Below are 19674 nucleotides of genomic sequence, written 5' to 3' on the forward strand. Positions count from 1 at the left end.
CTGCATGAAGCAACATTGATGTCCACCACTTGGCATCGTCACACCTGCGGAAATGTTGGGGAAGTCATTTTCGCAGTTTACGGGTAGCAGCCACTCCAATGCCGCTGTACTTTGGGCGCTACCCTGTTTTTTTCTACACCGACTTTACTGGTACGCAGAATGGCATCTACCATGGTGCGGGCCAGAGATAACATAGAGGGAAGCCAGATGGCGAGTGTCACTTTACGCAATGTTAGTAAAGCTTATGGCGATAACCTGATTTCAAAAAACGTCGATCTGGATATCGCTGAAGGAGAATTTGTGGTGTTTGTCGGGCCATCTGGCTGCGGTAAATCCACGCTGTTACGCTGTATTGCTGGTCTGGAAGACATTACCTCAGGTGATTTATACATAGGCGAACAGCGGATGAATGACATCCCACCAGCCCAGCGCGGTGTGGGGATGGTTTTTCAGTCTTATGCGCTCTATCCGCACCTGAACCTGTTCGACAATATGTCGTTCGGCATGAAGCTGGCCAAAGCCGATAAAGCAGAAATCCGTAAGCGGGTTGAAAACGCCGCTGACATTCTTCAGTTAGGCCACCTATTAGACCGTAAGCCCAAATCGTTGTCTGGCGGACAGCGCCAGCGTGTTGCAATTGGCCGGACACTGGTCGCGCAACCCAATGTTTTCCTGCTGGATGAACCTTTGTCCAACCTGGATGCGTCGCTTCGTGTGCAAATGCGGATTGAAATCGCCAAACTGCATAAGCAACTGGGCTGCACCATGATCTATGTGACCCATGATCAGGTTGAAGCCATGACGATGGCAGACAAGATTGTGGTGTTAGACGGCGGTTTTGTCTCTCAGGTTGGTAAGCCCCTTGAGTTATATCATTATCCAGAGAACCGCTTTGTTGCCGGTTTCATCGGCTCTCCAAAGATGAACTTCATGAGCGTCTTTGTCGAGCAGGTTGAAAAAGAGCGCGTCATGGTTCAGTTGGCGAACGGCACCACATTCTGGATCCCTGTAGATGGCACCACAGTCACCCGCGGTGATCGGATGTCGCTGGGTATTCGCCCTGAACACCTGCTCTCAGGTGATGAAGGGGATGCTACCGTTGAAGGCGACATTCAGGTGGTCGAAAAACTGGGCAATGAAACGCAGGTGTATCTGAATCTGAAAGGGGTTGATGCGGATTTCGTTTACCGCCAGCCAGATATACTGGATGTTGAATCAGGCCAGGTACTCAAAGTCGGTATTCCGGCACATCGCTGTCATCTGTTCCATCGTGACGGCCAGGCTTGCCGCAGACTCTTCCAGGAATTTGGCGTGTAATCTTTGTCAGTGAGAACATCTGTTCATCGCGACTCTGTCCGTAAACATACGCTATAAAACTGAATCCAAGCTGTTTTCACCGCTCATCACCGGGAAGCCCATCAGGCTTCCCGGTTTTTTTATTCCTCATACATCTAATCAACAGTAAGTTCAGTACAAGATAGGAATAAACAGGTGGCCGATTTTACAGTATGCTTGTTAGTGGAACGTGTCAGGACGACACTGACTGGCACTGTGTTACAGCGATTGAGCCGGAGGTCACAATGAGTATCCGAGAACGCATTGAAGACATTGAACTACGCCTCACAGCCGCTTATCAGGAGGGTGATTATCAGCAAGTAAGAATGCTGGAAAACCAACTGAAAGAAATTCGTGGCCAGCACAGTATTGTGGATGACAAAGAACCTTACACCCCGGAAGGCAGATTCTATCCCGATGACGGGGAGTGATTACCCTCAGTCATATTTCTTCAGCCCGGCCAGATGATGGCCGGGCGAATCATAACCAGAATTCACCAGATTATCTGGAATTGGCGGGCCTGAATGGGCGAGAAAGATGTCATATTGAAAGTGACTCGCTGAGCAGTGCCACTTGCGACGCCAAACGAGCTCCTCGCCTGTTGCCAGATCAGGTTTTGTGCCTGAATCAGCCCGACCGGGGCGGACAGGTGATCACTCAGCACATCTGCAACCTGTCCATCTGCATCGACAGTGACGGGGGCATAACCTGTGGCGCCGTAGGTATAGTCTTTCTGACCCTGAGGGCCAGATTCACTGAGTAAAGTGTTCCCCAGCCAGTCAAACTGCGTTTGTTCACCATTGACGGTTTTGCTGATCCGGCGTCCCAGAGGATCATAAGTATAGGCAGCGGTCACTTCGATGCTGGATTGCAGTGTGGTTTCACCATTTCCGGCATCTGCGCGGGTCACCCGCTCGCGCTGGTAAGCGACTAAACGTTCTGCGTCGTTATAGGTGAAGCTTTCGATGGTGCTGCCGTCTTTACGGGTTTTCTTGTTCAGGTTACCGCGCAGGTCATATTCGTAGCTGAACTGGTTGTCTTCCAGCAACTTGCCGTCCGGGCTGTAAACACCACCGAAGTCTAACCGGTTGCCTAAATCATCGTATTGATACTGATATTCACCAGTGACTGTGTTCGCCTGCACTAAGCGCTGGCTGGCATCGTATGCAAAGGTCTGATTCTCGCCATCCTGAGTGATGCTTTCCAGCAGCCCCGCCAGACTGTACTGATACTGCCAGTCTTTACTGAAAGCGCCCTGATTGTAACGCCTTGAGGTTAAACGGTTTAATGCATCGTACTGATTGGTTAACACCAGCCCGTCGGGTGTTTGCTGGCGGGTGAGAATCCCGTTGGCATTCCAGTTGAATGAATAGCTCCCCTGCGGCGTGGTCATGTTCTGGCTCTGACCATTCGCATCATAGGCGTAACTGACGGGTGTTCCTGCGTTATCCCATTGTGCAATCTCACCAAATGGGGTGTAGCTGTACTGATGGGTCAACCCCTGACTGGATTTTCATTGCCAACCTTCACCAGCAGCCAGCATCATTTATCAGTTAGGAAAGAGCTTATCCTTCATTTTGAAAAATAATAAGAGCGAGAGTAAATACAACAAAAAAGCAAGTAATCGCCCTCCCAACATAGGTACAAGCAGCCCCATTTCTAACTTTTTAAATAAAGATGGTGTAATCACATAAACAGGATAGTAATAACCGGTATCAAGGGCTAACCACACTAATCCATTTGATGCGTTCACTATTCCCAGAAGATATGTTGCAACCGGGAAAATCAAAATCAACAGACTAAGATAAATCCTCAGCTTTCTAGCCATTAGTTGCACCTCTTACCACGTCTTGTCATACGGCAAGTTAGAAGGTTTGCTAGTCGGTCATATCTTGCTTCAGTGCGTATGCAAAATCCTGACAATTTCTGCACACAACACAATATGTGTTGTTATCCCATTCCCGCGAATATTGTCCAATGCTTGATGCATTAAATTATCGTCATAGACAGGCCCAAAAAAAAGTCATAATCATTTCTGTTATAGCCATCGTCTGAACGAATATCGTCAGCAAAAAAATCCAACATTTTCATTTGGATTACCGTCAAACCAAAGCTGTTCATGTGCGCGATGATAATTGCTTCTTCCTTCGGGAATACGGTTGTTACTGTAATAAGATTCATCACCACTCAATGGTTTGAACCCAAATCTTTCTAATCCCAATGGCGATATAACTCAGTGGATTACCTCAACATAAGAATAAGTATCCACAGTTAGTAGATCAGATAAAAACCAAACTCTTAAACAACTACCAAATCAAGACCATAATTACATTTAACTTTGACCATCATTAAATACATCAATTAAAGTCTCGACTTGAAGGCCTAATGCATTAGGCTCTCCATCATTACTCACTCCATAAATCATTAGATAATCAGAAAGGGAGCTAATCACAACCTCAACCTCATCTTCAGACAGATCAATCAAATATTGACCTGAGGGATACTTACCTTTTTCGAAATACTGCCCATCTTTTTCATATTCAATAAGTCTTTTGACCAAGGCTGAATCTTCAACTTCCTCAATTAGAAGTTTGATATCTGACAAGTTAATTTTAAATTGCATTGTAACTACCTTATTGATTTAGGATTATAACTAAAACCTAAGTCATTAGCCTTGGCCTGTGCAGATCCACTTCCTGAAGAACGGGTCGTTCCTTGTTGCCAAATTTGAGGCCCTCGAGATTTCCCATAAGTCGTAACTACTTTTCCTTCACCATTCAATATAACGGTAGCTTTACTGCCTTGATACTTAACCAAACCGTTAGCCTGTTCTACAACTTTTTTTGGATTCCGAACTGCATCTAATATGTATTCAGCTTTGACACCTTTACCACCATTTCTTCCAATAGCCTGGTTCAATCCGTGTTTTGTATACCCAGTGATTTTACCTGCAACGGCTTTATTCGCAACCCGGCTCGCAGCCCCCCAATCCCGTTACGCCGGGTATCACTAATCCCGCGACATCAAAACTCAGCGCTGTTAAGTTACTGCTTAAATTCCCACAATCACCAAGAACATTGTCGGTTAAAATTCGATATAAACCATAGCCAATAAACCCGAAGTCAGCGACAGTGTCAATAATTAACCCTGTCGAATCTGTATAGTTCAGCGGGTCTGCACCGGCATAGCTGTACAGGTTGTATCCCCCACCCAACCCAATCGGATCCCACTGAATGTACCGCCCAGTATTCGGATCGTAATCCCGGTAGAAATTGTAGTTCAGGCCGGACTCCGCATCCCGGTATTGCCCTGGAAAACCAATGTTGAAGGTGAGTGGCTGAGCAGTGCCACCTGTTTTCCCAAACGGGCTCCTCGCCTGTTGCCAGATCAGGTTTTGTGCCTGAATCAGCCCGACCGGGGTGGACAGGTGATCACTGAGTACATCTGCAACCTGTCCGTCTGCATCAATCGTGACTGGAGCGTAACCTGTGGCGCCGTAGGTATAGTCTTTCTGACCCTGAGGGCCACTTTCACGAAGTAAAGTGCTCCCCAACCAATAAAACTGCGTTTGCTCACCATTGACGGTTTTGCTGATCCGGTGTCCCAGTGGATCATAGGTATAGGCAGCGGTCACTTCGATGCTGGATTGCAGTGTGGTTTCACCATTTCCGGCATCTTCGTTGGTAACCAACTAAACGTTCTGCGTCATTGTAGGTGAAGGTTTCAATGCTATTGTTTAATTAGAGTGTTTCGCCAATATCGGTCTTATCTAGGTTATTTGTTTTTTAAATCAATAACTAAATAACTCTCACCATCAAATATCCCAAGAATAATAAAATTCAATTTTTTCAACACATTAGAAAAAAAATTATTCATATCATCTACATTGCCATTTGAATTAAAACATTCGAATAAAACACATACAAAGTGCCAACTTAGCTTGGTTGCGTAAATCAATTCAAGTAAATCTTTATCTGAATCAACCATCTGTTTACTTATATAATGATAGGCATCGCCATTATATAAAAAACCCCGAGATTTAAAGTCATTTATTTCATTTTCACTCGCCATTACATCATCAAAAACACAACACAAATCATTCCTTTTTATTAAATCATAAATAAATAATGACAGCCAATCACTTGAATCAACAACTTTCACTATTCCAGAGTCATTTTGATGATCCTTTGAATTCACATTAAACACACCACCCGAACTGAGATTTATCTCAGAAATAGCATTAAAATTCTTAGGTACAATTACGTAGCATGGATAAATATTATTAATTATTTTTTCAATCAAGCTCTTATAAAACTCATTACTATCATTTAAGTAGCTACTAATATATTTTCTGACTATTTCAATATCAACGTTAATAATATCAATGTTAATGTTATTATTTTGGTTTAACTGTTCCATCTGGATAAATCCTCCACCCTGGACCTTTCCTATCATTTAAATCCCAATGCGGACCAACAGGCTCACCATGATCAAGATCAGGATGTAAACTCTCTGGACCATTTGGGTTCTTATAACCTCCATATGGACCACCTTGAGGTTCTTTTCCCTTCCAAACCCATTCCTCACCGTCTTCACCTATAGGAGGCTTTGTTGGATCATCAAAGTCAAAATCAGGAATAGGACAAACATTGGAGTCACCGGTACTCCCCTCCTCATTATTATAAACAATCCAATCAATTAAGGCAGCTCCTCCTATGGCTATACCGTACCCTACCCATTTGGGCCAAGCTGCATCTGTTGGATCTGGTATCGCTGTATCTGTGCCAATCCAGCCACCAACAACAGCAACTGCAGAATGACCTAAAGGATCAACATAATTTAGTGGGTTCCCAACCACATAAATAAATGGATTTACCCCACCAGTAAGCCCTATTGGATCATACTGAACATATCGTCCAGTTCTAGTGTCATAGTCCCTAAATAAATTATAACTTAGCCCTGACTCAGAATCGTTGTACTGCCCAGGTAACCCGATATTCAACAATATAGGTTGTGGTATTGATTCCAAAGTAACCCCAAACGGACTCCTCGCCTGTTGCCAGATCAGGTTTTGTGCCTGAATCAGCCCGACCGGGGCGGACAGGTGATCACTCAGCACATCTGCAACCTGTCCATCTGCATCGACAGTGACGGGGGCATAACCTGTGGCGCCGTAGGTATAATCTTTCTGACCCTGAGGACCAGATTCACGGAGTAAAGTGTTCCCCAGCCAGTAGAACTGCGTTTGTTCACCATTAACGGTTTTGCTGATCCGGCGTCCCAGAGGATCATAGGCATAGGCAGCTGTAACTTCGATGCTGGATTGCAGTGTGGTTTCACCATTTCCGGCATCTGCGCGGGTCACCCGCTCGCGCTGGTAACCGACCAAACGTTCTGCGTCGTTATAGGTGAAGGTTTCGATGGTGCTGCCGTCTTTACGGGTTTTCTTACTCAGATTACCGCGCTGGTCATATTCGTAGCTGAACTGATTATCTTCCAGCAACTTGCCGTCCGGGCTGTAAACACCGCCGAAGTCTAACCGGTTGCCTAATTCATCGTACTGATACTGATATTCACCAGTGACTGTGTTCGCCTGCACTAAGCGCTGGCTGGCATCATAGGCAAACGTCTGATTCACACCATCCTGAGTGATGCTTTCCAGCAGCCCCGACAGACTGTACTGATACTGCCAGTCTTTACTGAACGCGCCCTGATTGTAACGCCTTGAGGTTAAACGGTTTAATGCATCGTACTGATTGGTTAACACCAGCCCGTCGGGTGTTTGCTGGCGGGTGAGAATCCCGTTGGCATTCCAGTTGAATGAATAGCTCCCCTGCGGCGTGGTCATGTTCTGGATCTGACCATTCGCATCATAGGCGTAACTGACGGGTGTTCCTGCGTTATCCCATTGTGCAATCTCACCAAATGGGGTGTAGCTGTACTGATGGGTCAGCCCCTGACTGGTTTCCGACGTCAGCCTTGCCCATTGGTCATAGGCGCGAGTCAGGGTATCGTTGGCATTGCTGATTTTGGTCAGCTGACCACGCGCATTGTAAGCGTATTCAACCACTTCCGAGCCAACCGACAGCGTGACCAGCCGTTTACCATCGTCATATTCATAACGGGTCAAGATTCCCATCGGGTCGGTACTGCTGGCCAGCAGATTATCAGTCCGGTAGGTATAGCTTTCTTTGCTGCCGTCATAACGGGTCAGCACACTCAGCCGACCATAGCTGTCGTAACTGTAGGTTTCCGAAGCGCCGTTGGGTGCAATCACAGCGGTCAGCTTTCCGGCCTCGTCGTATGTATAGCGGGTTTCAAGGCCCGCAGGGTCCCGCTCGCTGACTTTACGGCCCAGCGCATCGTACTGATAACGCCAGCTTTGCCCGGCGGCATCCGTCGCTTGCGTTAAGTAGCCATTGCCGTCATAACTCAGGGTTTGGGTTTGCCCCAGTGCATTCACGACAGCAACTAGCTGCCCCTGATTGTTGTATGTGAAGGAAGTGACATTGCCTTCCGGGTCTGTGCTGTTGGCAAGCAAACCATTTGCCAGATAACTGCGATGTGTCGTCTCCCCCTTCGGCGTGGTGACAGAGGTCAGATTGTGGCTGGCATCATAAGTCAGCAAGATGGTTCGGGATGCGCCACTGTCTGAGGTTTCAAGACTGCCATTGGCAGGCAGATAAACCATGGCATTCGGATACCGGCTTTCTCCCCGATACTGGTACTGCGTGATGAGATAACCGTAATGCTGCTGCGTCACCCGATCGGCATCATCCCGGCTTACCGTCTGGCTGTAACCCATGGGATCGGTCACAGATGTCACATAGCCTTTTTCATCCCGCGTATACACGGTTTTGTAACCCAGTGGATCAATATCTTCGATGCGCTGACCACCCGCACTGAGTTTGAAACGCCAGTTCGCGCCGGTACTGTCTGTTTTGGTCACCCAGTCGGCACTGTAGTCGTAACTGAAGGTATTACTGCCCTCGGTGTAAGATTTCACGCGGGCGCCGTTGTAAGTCACCGAGGTCACTACAATGCCGGCTTCATCGCGGATTTCTTTCAGTTGACTGTAAACAAAAGCATCACCACTGGGCTGATACCGACCATACAGATAGGTTCGAGTCTCACCCGTAGGATCAGTGACAGCAACCAGTTCACCGTCCGCGTTGTAATCGTAAAGCCACTGGCGTCCGGCCTGGTCGGTCACGGCTTGCACACGACCACTCGCGTTATAAGCCAGTGTTAACGACTGAGAAAAGCCATTACTCAGTTCGATCAGGCGCTGATTTTCATCGTATTCATACTGCACCTGATTGTTGTTGCGGTCTGTTTTTCGCAGCACCAGCCCTGACGAAGAAAAGGTCACCGAGTGGCCTTGTTCAAAGGCAAGGGTTGGTGTTTCACCATCAATCAGGATTGCTTTCACGCGATCCGGCGACTGATAGCCGCCTTGCCCGTCCGGCAGGAAAGTCATCCGGCGGCCATTGCCAACGCGATAGATAAATTTCGTGAGGGTTTCGACGCCACCATCAGCAGTCTCCTGCGTATCCGTGACTTTCAACAGAGAGATTTCGCAATTGAACGTCCAGCCTTTCCCGAAGGGACCATCTTTCGGGTCATTCGAGTTAAAGACCCGGCGAATCGACAAAGGCGTCGCTTGGCCCACGACCAAATCCACGTCATGCCAAACGAAGTGGCCGGTTTTTAAATAAACCGGGGAGCCCTGTTCACAACTACTCTCTTCACTTTCCGATTCACCGGGCCCAGGCTCATTTTTCGGATTATTGTTCAGCGTGGTATCGTGCCCCTGATCCCACGGGTAGTGATAGGCCAATAAAGGCGAACTGAATAACAGCGCACTGAAAAATGCCGTCACCGCTGCGAGTCTGATCTTCATGATGCATTCTCCTCTGCGGGAACCGTTTCAGGCTGGATAGCACGAATAGATTGCGTGTACTGATTGAATCGTGTCTTTATCTGCTCCAGCTGTGCCTGTTTTTCCGGATGAGACAGCAGGTAAACGGTAATATCCCCTTCATGCACAACGCCAAAACGCGCATGTTCTGCCGGTGAACAATCATAACGTGCGAAGGCTGCATTCACTTTCTGCGCAGTCTCCGAGTCGGCTTCATACATCAAATCCACATTGGCCTGTTGCTGTAGCAAGATCAGGCGTTGCGCCATTCCATCCACCGTATGCTGGCGTGACTCAATCTCAATGGAAACATACTGCTCAATACTCAGATTGCATGCGGCCATAACGGGCGCTGTTACCCATGCGAACAATACGGCAATAAGAAATTTCATAGTCTGCTTACCTGTAATTTGATAAGACGAACGATCATTAGTAATACACCCGCTGGACGGTATATAGGTACGGGCTGACATAGCCTTGCGGGTCGATGGCACGGATGCCGAGGCGATATTTCCCGGGAGCAACTCCATTACCATCGTCGGCTTTCACGTCCCAGATGAGTTGCTGATTCCCTGCAGCCACATTGCTGAATAATTGCCGCCGAACCAGTGCACCGGTATCGATATCGCTGACGCGAAGTTCAATATCCGCAGGTTTATTCAGTGAGAAAGACAGATGACTGTTGCCATCGCTGGTTTCGGTATGGGTATTCGGTACCACGATAGAAGGCTGTGCCTTAAAGCTGTTCAGCACCGGGCCGGAGGACAAAAAGATGGTATTATCCCCCATCGAATATCCCCAAATCCCAAACAGGAACTTGTTCGAAGCGGTCGTCACAACCGGCTTGCCATCATCGCCCAAACCACTCCACACGATTCTGTGTTTACCTTTCCCCAGCGGTTCACGGTTTTTAAAGGTCACCAAGCGGGTATTCGTATTGAATAACCCCATAAACGCCGTCACCTCAGAAGGCTTGTTCAGCGTAAACTCAATCACCAAAGGTTTGTTGTTATAGGGCTCAAAAGTGCTGGGGATCCGGCTGCGACTGGGGTTATAGACCGCGCCACTAGTAGAAGGACGTAAATCAAAACGCACAACCCTGCCGTCTTTGCGATAGTTCAGCACGGCATAATAATCGCCCTGTGGCAGTGGCTGTCCCTGAGCATCCAGTCCATTCCAGATATCTTCATAAGCGCCTGCCTCCCTCTCCTGCCAGGGAACAAGCGTACGGACGATCTGACCCAGGCGATCTTCAATTTGTATGGTCAGCGACAGATTGGCACTGATCACGGTTTTCACCCGTGCGGCCTGCCCGGCTGTCGGATCGATACTGTTGCCAATAATGCTCAGGCTCAGACTTTCCTGTACCGTGACCTGCTGAACATCTTTGGCACTGCTGCCGTCACTGAACTGCACCGTCAGTGTGGGAAAAAAGGTGCCGGCACTTTTGTAAACCCACTGAACCGGATCCAGGGTAGAAGTGATTTCATCGGTGAGCCCATCGCCATCGAAATCCCAGAGCAAATCCTGAACAGCCACTGAATCCTTGTGGGTGACCGCCGGTGTCAAAGTCACCGTCAGCGGAGCATCCCCTGCCGGGTTATCTAGTGAAACACGGGCCGTCGGTGAGTCCGGATCCACAGCGCGAATTTCAATATTCGGTAACGCAACCCGGGTTTGTTTGCCCAGCGTGTCGGTCACAGACACGGACGCCTGAAAATTGCCGACTTGCTCAAAAGTAAAGCTCACGGTTCCGGCAGTATCACTGGTCGTATCCACCTGCCCATCACCGTTAAAGTCCCACGCAACGCTCGCGATCCCCTCATTATCTGTTGCACTTGCCGTAAATTGCACAGTCAGGGGCACATGACCATTGGTTTGATTCACTGTGGCACTGACAACAGGCGCTGCATTCTCCACATCAATGTCAATATACCCCGTATCTTTCCGACCAATGGAGTCGGTAATTTCCAATGCTGTCTGATAAGTACCGGGCATATTGAAGGTATAACTCTGGCTTCTGCCAACGGTATCCTGGCGATCGAATACCCCGTCACCATCAAAATCCCAGCGATAATAATTAATCGCTTTATCCGTTGTAATATTCGGACTGAACAAGACTTTCAGCGGCGCTTCACCGGAAGCCGGCATGGCGATAATTTCCGATTGAATCGGCACCGAAATTTCAGCGAGCAAAGAAAACTGTGCTTCTGACTGATTACCCCAGGTATCTTCCGCTTTCACAACCAGAGTAAATTCACCATCTGCCCAGGGAGAAAGCGGCTTGATGATTAAATTATCTTCCAGCCATTCCAACGCAAATTCAGTATTCTTTGTTGATGTAACTGTATAGTCTGCAGGCTCCTGAGACAGATGCGCATCTGTCACCTGTACAATCACTGGCTGATATTCACTTGTCAGCGGCTCATTGACTTCCGGACTGATGAGGGAAATATCCGGTCCGCTCAGATCAGCTTCACCGAGATACACCCATGGTCCCCAGGGCGATAAACTGCCCGGCTCCAACCAAATCGTCCACCAGGCTGCAAGATAGAGCTTCCCATTGAAAAACACCGCATCGCCATGGCGGTAAACCTCATGACGGGACCAGGCAGGCGGCAAACTGTTCATGTAAATCGGCGTCCAGACATGAGGAGAAACGTCCGGTTGTTCACCCCGGTTCCAGAATTTCGCCAGATATAAATGATCGTCATACACGACAAGATCTTTCCCCCGATAAATCTGGGTTTCCTGCCATGGGGGGGCATCAAATAATTCAACGGCTACCGCCTGACAACTTGTCATCAATACAAATGCCAAGACGACATAATGAAAAGCTTTCATCATGCTTCCTTTGAATAAACCTGAGGATAAATGAATAGAAAAAGCCTAGACAACGAGAGCCGCTGTTCGTTTACTTTTTAATGTGGATTATCAGAAAGGTGAGAAGCAGCAATTTGCTATGAAAATGACAACACCATCAGTTTCTTTCAGAGGCGCTTGTTTTGTTTGTGCGCGGTATTACGGTCAGTGAAATATCAAGAAACGCACCAACAAATAGCCCTGAGAAACAATTATTCATTCACAAATTTAACGGACGAAACACCCACCTGTCCGTCGAATCCGGTAATGTTAACTGTCAGATAATGAACGCCCTTCGAATAATTAGAGGGCTTAAATTGCCAGGTAAAAGGTACATAGCCCTGTTCTTCTTCCGAAACGAACTCACCGTCAATGAAAAAGCCGACTTCATATAAACTCTCTTCAACCAGGCCGCGATCCTGTTGGGGAATATCGACTTCGACGGTGGCCAGTTGGCTCTCCGGGTGTTGTTTTAACCTCAATTGTACACGTGGATCCAAAGGCAGGTATTTGGGTTTGAAAAAGACCTTAGAAAGTAATTGCCCGTTTCGCGTTTCCTGAATACTGGCTCGCTGATCCGCAGATTGTTCAGGGTATCCCAAAGACTGACGCCAATGTGTGTAGCTTTTTGCTTCATTCCGCCATGTGATAATACTGTTATCAGGGAGCTGATACGCCGTTGCCATCACAGCGAAATTTTCCAGACCGGTAAACGGAAACACATCTGAAGTATCGCGACCATTCCACTGAATCACATGGGCCCCCGCCGCTTTGGGTTGCCAATTAACAATGGTGCGTAACATTGCCCCTGATTGAATGCCAGCACGCATCAAAACCCGGGCTGGTCTATCCAGGTTAATTTTCAAGCGGTGAGGCGACTCTATGGTGAGTGGCACATGCTCAATCACTTCCCCACCAGAACTGTCTTGAGGGGAAACAGAAATTAATGTTCCGTTTTGCCGGTAACGAATCACAGGAAACCAGGCTTCGTTTGGCACTGGCTGATTCCGCATGTCCGCCCCGTTCCAGGACAACTTGAGTACACCTGCAGCTGTAGATTGCATCGGATATAAAGTCTTCACCAAATCACCATCAGGCGAGACAATATCAACCTGAAGCTCAGTTGCCTCAGCCACACGAATCATGATCGGAAATTGCTGATCGCGTGCAATATCAAACGTATGAGAAGTAAAGGATTCTATTACAAAAGGATGCGAATCAGCCTGAGCAAACCATGGAAACACTGTCATCATGACAAACACTAACCAAGCATAACGACTTTCCATTATTTTCACTGTGTAATCTCCAAATCCCTGATATCGCGAATATGATCCAGCTGGATCTGTTTTTCACCCTCGTCACTCATTTGCATTAACTGGCCGCGACCACCTGTCCGGCGTACGAAAAAAAGCTCGCCAGTGTGTAACAATGATGGCCAGAGATCTGTGCCATCCGTTCGGGTCAGCTGTGTTGATTCTCCGGATTTGTTGGTTTGCCACAGCTGAAAATGCTTTTTCGTTCGTAAGCTATACACAGTCCGTTGCTGATGCGTATCCCAGATCGGATACCTTAATATTCCATTGTGCAGCGTCAGTTGCTTTGCATCGCGAGTCGCCCGATCTTTTACCCAAGCTTCCTGAACAATCCCACCGCAGTCCAGCATGCATGTGACAACACTGAACATGTATTTATCGTCATTTGCGCTTGGGTCAAATATTTTACCAAGCTGTTGATGAATATCTGAAAAATGCTGGCGCTGCGGTTGCCAAACCGACAGTGCTGTATACTCACTTTTTCGTTCAAACAATCGGATGGCAATGAGTTCCTGTCCTTTCCTGCTGAGTCGAATTTGCGTAAAAGCATCCCGAGCGTCATTTAACACTAAGATTTGTGTGGCAGCGTTTTGCCTTTCAGCAATGGTGCCGTCGGCATAAATGAACACCATACGATCCGCTGATGGCGACCAGGTGAATTCTCTGGGCTCAATCAAATCGTAGACCAGCTCAGGCTGGCCACTTTCACCCACAGTAAATGCCCGCCAGCCTTCCGCTGTCAGACCAATAAACGACATTCCGCGGGGTAAATCCTGTGCCAGGCTCAACGACGGTAGCCATAAGGCAACAAGAAAGATGAGCCATGCTTTCATCCTGTACTGACCCTTCGCATTGGTTTCAGACGAAGCAATAATCTTCGGAGAATACCGATACCAATCAGTATCATCAGCACAATCAACACCATCTGTATGATGGGATGACGCGACTCCGTACCGATTGACAAAGCGTGCCAGGCAGCCAGATAAAACGCTGGCATCGCAAACAGGTGCCCCCATTTTTGCAATGTCCCGGACAGCCAGATTCTGGCAAAAACAGCCGACAGGATCAGAATCAGCGCAACCAGCCCTACCGTAATTCGCGCGTGATAATAATCGTCAATATCCGGCAGTAAAAAATGGCCTGTAAAGTGACCGCTTCTGAGTGAAGTTGCCGCAATGAAGCCACTGACATGGAGCAATACCATCAGGAGCACACTTACCCCGACCCAACGATGCACCCTTTGCTTGTTTGCAAAACTGAATTTGACTTGAAATAGCCCGATGAGCGCCTGAACACCAAAAAGGAGCAGAGAAATCAAAGCCGCCAGTTTAGACAGGACGTAAACCCCCTGACCCGCAGGGACGACATCAGTGAAATACAGAAGCGGATTGCCGGTATTTTTGCTCCATACGATCAGCGGCAAAAACACGACAAACAGCGTTACAAATAAACATTGCACCCGATTGATTTTCAACATCACCACTCCCTGGCTCATGGTTATTGTTCAGTTGGGAGTCCGGCGGAACGCCAGCCATTTAAACCCGCCGGTTCCATTAAAACAACATTCTTGAGCCCTTTATTCTGCAGTGCTTTTGCTGTTTCAAAACCGCGGAAGTCTTTCAAACAATACGGGACAACATAGCCATAACCTTCCATATCTGAAACATTAAGCTCATTGATTTCTCGCAGTGGAATATTGATGGCGCCCGGAATGTGCGATTCTGCATATTCATCCGGTTCTCGGGTATCAATGAACAATACAGCCCCTTCACGTTGTGCTTTTGCCAGCACCTCAACCTTTTCCTGAGTCACACCATGCGCATATTCAGCGCTGAACCAGTTTGCCTGCGACTGAAAAGCCAGCAACCCGAATAAACATACAAAAAACCGCATTGCCAATCCTTTGCACAAAATCATTATTGAAGAACATAGAAAAAGATATGCAACTCTGCTGATTTCAAGCAATAAAGTTCGGCCTGGCCGGCACCTGAACAATTAAAGTGTGGGCATCGTCTAAATCATCGATTGATAACAAACAAATCAGTTACAGACTGTGCCCGATCAACGTTCCAGATAGACGGACGATTGCTCTCCTCCCGGACAAAGCGTGATCTCACTATCCGTTTTTAACCTGGATAACATCGCATTGGTGAAATTTTGTGATCAGCTATTCAAAAAATTACGTTTAATCCTATTTTTTTGATTCCCCCCCTACAAAGTGTGATCCATACACTCAGCCCCCCTACTCCTCCATAAATCAACCGCTTCAGGGAGGATGTTACGTCTTTATTGCAGGCGCAGAATAAAAACATCCATTACGGACGCATCCTTATCAAAAAAAGCACTAGGATTAATTTCATACAGTGCAACGTTGACGAAAGGACGCGCTGATCAGGGTGAGCTTTATCTGTACCTGAACACTCTGATTACTGCCTTCGGCGGAGCCGAAGGCAAACAAGATAATAAAAACGCATCCATCAAGGAGTTTAAGCAATGAAACTGAACAAAATCTGCCTGACAGCCGCTGCAGTCTCCGCAGCGCTGATGTCTGCCGCAACCTATGCAGAAGTGGACTTTCACGGCTACATGCGTGCTGGCGTCGGTGTGAGCGGCGAAAACGGTTCAACAGTCGCTTATGAGAAAAACAAAGTCGGCCGTCTGGGCAATGAAAATGACGTGTATGGCGAGCTGGGTCTGGGCAAGGAAGTGTACAACGAGAATGGCAAGTCATTCTATGTAGATTCCATGCTGGCTGTTGCGACAGACGGTTCTAGTGACTGGGAAGGCCTGGGTGTCAACGACGATGGTTCAGATAACATCGCACTGCGCCAGTTCAATGTGGTCGCAAAAGGTTTCATTGCTGGCGATCAGGATGCGGCTTTCTGGGCCGGTAAACGTTACTACCAGCGCCACGACATCCATATTTCTGACTTCTACTACTGGGATACATCCGGTGCGGGTGCTGGTCTGGAAAACCTGAGTGTCGGTCCGGGTAAAATGTCTTTTGCTGTGATTCGTGATGATTCCGGCGATGTGAACGTCAACAACTTAGATGTGCGCTATGCTGGTCTGGGCCTGTGGAGCGATGCCAGCCTGGAACTGGGTGTGAACTATGGCCTGGTCAACGCAACAGACGATCAAGATGCCGCCAATGATTTCAATGACGGTGTGATGCTGACAGCAGAGCTGACTCAGGGCGGATTCCTGAACGGCTTCAACAAAACGACGCTGCAGTTCGGTACCGAAGGTTACGGTGAGCAAATGGCTGGCCTGGGTGCGGGTCACTATTTCAACGCCACCTCAAACGATGGTGCGCAAGGTTACCGTCTGATCAACTGGGGTGTGATTGCACCGTCTTCCACCTGGGAAATTGGCCACCAGCTGGTTTACGCAAACACCAGCTATGACAGCAAAGATGATCACACAATCATCAGTGCCGTTATCCGTCCTGAATACAAGTGGAACGATAACGTGAAGACTATCTTCGAAGCTGGTTACTACGACGAAGACAATTCTGGCGTTGATAAATCTGGCAGCAAGCTGACGATCGCTCAGGCGCTGACAGCAGGTCCAAGCTTCTGGGCGCGTCCGGAACTGCGTTTCTACGCCAGCTACCTGTCTGATTACGATAACGACAATGCCTTTGGTGCCGGTAACGATACCGAGTACAACATTGGTGCCCAGGTTGAAGCCTGGTGGTAATCAAACACTAATCCTGTGTCGTAAAAAACAGCCAGTCCCAGACTGGCTGTTGTTTTTTTAGGGGATCACAAACGTGTCTTTCATGCAGCAAACTGACGTTGGCTTTGGCGCTACGCTCACGAGCGAAGGCTGCCATTTCTGTTTATATGGGCCGGATATTCTTACGCTGGCGGTGGTGCTATTCGATAAGGAAGGCATTGCCACCGCACGTCATCCTCTTCAGCGCCAGGAAAACGATCACTGGACCGTTTTCATCCCGGGTATCGGCGAGAACACTGGCTATGCCTTTTGGGTGACCACGGTAACTGGCCCGTCAGCGCAATGGCTGCTTGACCCCCATGCACACAGAGTACAGCATCATCCGGCACGTCATTCTGGCACAGATCGGGTCGCTGCGCCGGAATGGATAGCCTACACCACTTACCATGATTTCGACTGGCAAGGATGCGAGCGCCCAGCCATCGCTTTGGAGAAAATGGTTCTGTGTGAAGTGCATGTAAAAGGCTACACCAGGGCCAATCCGGATTTGCCCGCTCATCTGCGCGGCACTTATTCAGGGTTGTGCCACCCTGTCACATTGGCCCATTTCAGGCAATCAGGCATCACCAGCCTGCAGCTTATGCCGATTGCGGCAAAAGCAGATGAAACACACCTCGCTGCCAAATCTCTGACCAACTTCTGGGGCTATAATCCGATTGCATGGTCTGCTCCGGACGAACGTTTCGCCTCAGCCGATCCGGTACGCGAGTGTAAAACCATGATTCGTACCCTGCATGCACACGGCATCGAAGTCATTCTCGATGTGGTCTACAACCATACTGCCGAAGAAGGAAATGGCGGCCCGGTATTTCACTTTAAAGCACTGGATAGCCAGAGCTACCTAAAGGACGAGCAGGGACAGTTCAAAAACTATACCGGCTGTGGCAATACTCTGGATCTGAGTCATCCGCCCATGCTGCAGGCCATCTTGCAGTCATTGCGCAGCTGGGTGCTGAATTATCAGGTGGATGGGTTTCGGTTTGATCTTGCGGCAACATTGGGTCGAAACCATGACCACTTTTCGTCAGAGTCTGCTTTCTTTACCGCGATACGCAATGATCCGGTGCTCAGCAGCGTAAAACTGATTGCCGAGCCCTGGGACATCGGCCCGGATGGCTATCAGTCAGGCGCTTTTCCTGCCGGCTGGCATGAATGCAACGATCAATTCCGGGACCATTGGCGCAGTTTCTGGCTGCATGATGCCCCTGATGCTGCTATTGCCCCTCACCTGTTAGGTTCGCAAGCACAGTTTCCTGCCCAGAACTGGCCGCAAAAAAACAGCATCAATTACATCTGTTATCACGACGGGTTCACCTTGCAGGATCTGGTTTCATTTAACGACCGTCACAATCACGCCAATGGCGAGAATAATCGGGACGGTCATCCCGATAACCGCTCCAATAATCAGGGCACGGAAGGTTTAGCTGCAACAGCCGCTATTCAAAAAAGACGGGAAAAACAAAAACGCAACCTGATGACCAGCTTATTGTTCAGCCTGGGGATCCCCCATCTGTTAGGCGCTGACTTGCACTCCCACAGCCAGCAGGGAAACAACAATGCTTATTGTCAGGACAATGACACCAGTTGGGTAAACTGGGTACTATCCAAAGAAGCGCACACCTTCAGGAGCTGGCTCCAGTCACTCATCCAGCTACGTCAGAGTGTTATGCCCGCGATCATGGCGGCAATGGCAGACAAAACGTCTGCGCCGGCCACGATTCACTGGCTGACTCCCGCAGGAAGGCCTATGGATGACCAGAGTTGGGCCGGACGCCAGCCCTTTTCCTGTCTGATTCAGGCCGACGATAATCACGCTCTGTTTTATCTGTTCAACCCTGATGATCATCCGGTACGTTTCCGCTTACCATCGTCAATGCACAACTGGACTTGTCTGGTTGATACAGCAGAGCAGCAACTGACGGTTCGGAACATTCAGCAATCTGATTGCCTAGTCCGGCCCGCTTCCATGGTGATCCTCATTCCGAGGCCATAACACAAGGGTTCGTCGTATCTTCTAAACTTAGGGTCGGTATAAACTTCAGGCACAGACTTGTAACCCCGCCACAACAATGATAATAATTATCATTAAAGTTATCGAGTGTGGAGCGATTGATGAGCAAATCCAGTACGCTGTACCGACAGTTCTTTCTGGCTGAAGAGCGCTTTCTGAATTACCCGCTGATTCCGGGGTTTGAGCAGGATGTCATTGTTGACATGACGCAGGCTGGCATGAATCTGGCAGCGTTCTACGGACAACAGAATGCATGGCGAAACCCGCTGCTCCAGGAGTTATTTCTACGGCGCGTCTTCTTTCATTTGTGCAACAGTGTTGAAGATAAACATCAATCTCGTGTTTTTCGCCGTATTTGCCTGGATTATCTGCATTGCCCGTTGCTGGCTCTGAAAAAATGCTACGGCGACAATCACGTCAGTAAATTCCTGTCTCTGAAACAAAGCCTCCTACAGTTACATCATTCCTCCGGATTATAAGGAACCACGGAA

General features: G+C 48.3%; 18 protein-coding genes. 5 read left to right on the top strand and 13 right to left on the bottom strand.

Annotation, left to right across the window (positions count from 1 at the left end):
• Positions 1-207: 207 nt before the first annotated feature.
• Positions 208-1317 carry a maltose/maltodextrin ABC transporter ATP-binding protein MalK gene (malK, locus tag LN341_RS21090; RefSeq protein ID WP_046221408.1) on the top strand — a complete coding sequence of 370 codons (1110 nt, stop codon included), beginning with the start codon at positions 208-210 and terminating at the stop codon, positions 1315-1317.
• 263 nt (positions 1318-1580) lie between these two features.
• Positions 1581-1766, top strand: a complete 186-nt coding sequence (locus LN341_RS21095) for a hypothetical protein (protein WP_046221409.1) — start codon at positions 1581-1583, stop codon at positions 1764-1766.
• Between the two features lie 62 nt (positions 1767-1828).
• Here the strand turns inward: LN341_RS21095 and LN341_RS21100 are convergent, their stop codons facing one another.
• From LN341_RS21100 to LN341_RS21160, 13 genes are all read right to left on the bottom strand, one after another.
• On the bottom strand, positions 1829-2833 hold the full coding sequence (locus tag LN341_RS21100; protein WP_234205708.1) for a hypothetical protein: 1005 nt from the start codon (positions 2831-2833) through the stop codon (positions 1829-1831).
• A 51-nt stretch (positions 2834-2884) separates the two neighbouring features.
• On the bottom strand, positions 2885-3163 hold the full coding sequence (locus LN341_RS21105; RefSeq protein ID WP_234205710.1) for a hypothetical protein: 279 nt from the start codon (positions 3161-3163) through the stop codon (positions 2885-2887).
• A gap of 504 nt (positions 3164-3667) precedes the next feature.
• Positions 3668-3958: a hypothetical protein gene (locus LN341_RS21110; RefSeq protein WP_120513005.1), complete on the bottom strand. Its 291-nt coding sequence runs from the start codon at positions 3956-3958 to the stop codon at positions 3668-3670.
• A gap of 5 nt (positions 3959-3963) precedes the next feature.
• A complete protein-coding gene (locus tag LN341_RS21115; protein ID WP_205576924.1) occupies positions 3964-4254 on the bottom strand; it encodes a hypothetical protein in 291 nt (96 codons plus the stop codon).
• A gap of 40 nt (positions 4255-4294) precedes the next feature.
• On the bottom strand, positions 4295-5026 hold the full coding sequence (locus LN341_RS21830; RefSeq protein ID WP_304622705.1) for an RHS repeat-associated core domain-containing protein: 732 nt from the start codon (positions 5024-5026) through the stop codon (positions 4295-4297).
• 83 nt (positions 5027-5109) lie between these two features.
• Positions 5110-5754, bottom strand: a complete 645-nt coding sequence (locus tag LN341_RS21125) for a hypothetical protein (RefSeq protein WP_120513003.1) — start codon at positions 5752-5754, stop codon at positions 5110-5112.
• Positions 5732-9238, bottom strand: coding sequence for an RHS repeat-associated core domain-containing protein (locus tag LN341_RS21130; protein ID WP_234205712.1), 3507 nt, complete (start codon positions 9236-9238; stop codon positions 5732-5734). Before LN341_RS21130 ends, LN341_RS21125 begins: the two co-directional genes overlap by 23 nt.
• Positions 9235-9648 (bottom strand): hypothetical protein, encoded by a 414-nt coding sequence (locus tag LN341_RS21135; RefSeq protein ID WP_234205714.1) that lies wholly within the window; start codon positions 9646-9648, stop codon positions 9235-9237. The genes LN341_RS21130 and LN341_RS21135 overlap by 4 nt, the downstream gene beginning before the upstream one ends.
• A 37-nt stretch (positions 9649-9685) precedes the next feature.
• A complete protein-coding gene (locus LN341_RS21140) occupies positions 9686-12103 on the bottom strand; it encodes a FlgD immunoglobulin-like domain containing protein (protein WP_234205715.1) in 2418 nt (805 codons plus the stop codon).
• A 227-nt stretch (positions 12104-12330) separates the two neighbouring features.
• Complete coding sequence (locus tag LN341_RS21145; RefSeq protein ID WP_234205718.1) at positions 12331-13413, bottom strand: hypothetical protein; 1083 nt, start codon at positions 13411-13413, stop codon at positions 12331-12333.
• Positions 13410-14264, bottom strand: a complete 855-nt coding sequence (locus tag LN341_RS21150; RefSeq protein WP_234205720.1) for a hypothetical protein — start codon at positions 14262-14264, stop codon at positions 13410-13412. Before LN341_RS21150 ends, LN341_RS21145 begins: the two co-directional genes overlap by 4 nt.
• Positions 14261-14908 carry a hypothetical protein gene (locus tag LN341_RS21155; protein ID WP_046221419.1) on the bottom strand — a complete coding sequence of 216 codons (648 nt, stop codon included), beginning with the start codon at positions 14906-14908 and terminating at the stop codon, positions 14261-14263. The genes LN341_RS21150 and LN341_RS21155 overlap by 4 nt, the downstream gene beginning before the upstream one ends.
• A gap of 20 nt (positions 14909-14928) precedes the next feature.
• Positions 14929-15396 carry a rhodanese-like domain-containing protein gene (locus tag LN341_RS21160; RefSeq protein WP_144409078.1) on the bottom strand — a complete coding sequence of 156 codons (468 nt, stop codon included), beginning with the start codon at positions 15394-15396 and terminating at the stop codon, positions 14929-14931.
• Positions 15397-15930: 534 nt separating this feature from the next.
• On the opposite strand from LN341_RS21160, the gene LN341_RS21165 reads away from it, so the two are divergent.
• The 3 genes from LN341_RS21165 to LN341_RS21175 all read left to right on the top strand — a co-directional run bounded on the left by LN341_RS21165 (position 15931) and on the right by LN341_RS21175 (position 19662).
• Positions 15931-17133 carry a maltoporin gene (locus LN341_RS21165; RefSeq protein ID WP_046221468.1) on the top strand — a complete coding sequence of 401 codons (1203 nt, stop codon included), beginning with the start codon at positions 15931-15933 and terminating at the stop codon, positions 17131-17133.
• 82 nt (positions 17134-17215) lie between these two features.
• Complete coding sequence (gene glgX, locus LN341_RS21170; RefSeq protein WP_234205721.1) at positions 17216-19165, top strand: glycogen debranching protein GlgX; 1950 nt, start codon at positions 17216-17218, stop codon at positions 19163-19165.
• A 119-nt stretch (positions 19166-19284) separates the two neighbouring features.
• Entirely contained in the window at positions 19285-19662 is a 378-nt protein-coding gene (locus tag LN341_RS21175) for a hypothetical protein (RefSeq protein ID WP_234205723.1), read from the top strand.
• The last annotated feature ends 12 nt before the right edge of the window (positions 19663-19674 follow it).

Origin of the sequence: Photobacterium sp. TLY01 (assembly GCF_021432065.1) — a bacterium.
GTDB lineage: Bacteria > Pseudomonadota > Gammaproteobacteria > Enterobacterales > Vibrionaceae > Photobacterium > Photobacterium halotolerans_A.

Excerpts from the sequence above, each read along its gene's own strand:
- malK (WP_046221408.1), top strand. The coding sequence starts at position 208 with ATGGCGAGTGTCACTTTACGCAATGTTAGTAAAGCTTATGGCGATAAC.
- LN341_RS21095 (WP_046221409.1), top strand. The coding sequence starts at position 1,581 with ATGAGTATCCGAGAACGCATTGAAGACATTGAACTACGCCTCACAGCC.
- LN341_RS21105 (WP_234205710.1), bottom strand. The coding sequence starts at position 3,163 with ATGGCTAGAAAGCTGAGGATTTATCTTAGTCTGTTGATTTTGATTTTC.
- LN341_RS21110 (WP_120513005.1), bottom strand. The coding sequence starts at position 3,958 with ATGCAATTTAAAATTAACTTGTCAGATATCAAACTTCTAATTGAGGAA.
- LN341_RS21125 (WP_120513003.1), bottom strand. The coding sequence starts at position 5,754 with ATGGAACAGTTAAACCAAAATAATAACATTAACATTGATATTATTAAC.
- LN341_RS21130 (WP_234205712.1), bottom strand. The coding sequence starts at position 9,238 with ATGAAGATCAGACTCGCAGCGGTGACGGCATTTTTCAGTGCGCTGTTA.
- LN341_RS21135 (WP_234205714.1), bottom strand. The coding sequence starts at position 9,648 with ATGAAATTTCTTATTGCCGTATTGTTCGCATGGGTAACAGCGCCCGTT.
- LN341_RS21140 (WP_234205715.1), bottom strand. The coding sequence starts at position 12,103 with ATGATGAAAGCTTTTCATTATGTCGTCTTGGCATTTGTATTGATGACA.
- LN341_RS21150 (WP_234205720.1), bottom strand. The coding sequence starts at position 14,264 with ATGAAAGCATGGCTCATCTTTCTTGTTGCCTTATGGCTACCGTCGTTG.
- LN341_RS21155 (WP_046221419.1), bottom strand. The coding sequence starts at position 14,908 with ATGTTGAAAATCAATCGGGTGCAATGTTTATTTGTAACGCTGTTTGTC.
- glgX (WP_234205721.1), top strand. The coding sequence starts at position 17,216 with ATGCAGCAAACTGACGTTGGCTTTGGCGCTACGCTCACGAGCGAAGGC.
- LN341_RS21175 (WP_234205723.1), top strand. The coding sequence starts at position 19,285 with ATGAGCAAATCCAGTACGCTGTACCGACAGTTCTTTCTGGCTGAAGAG.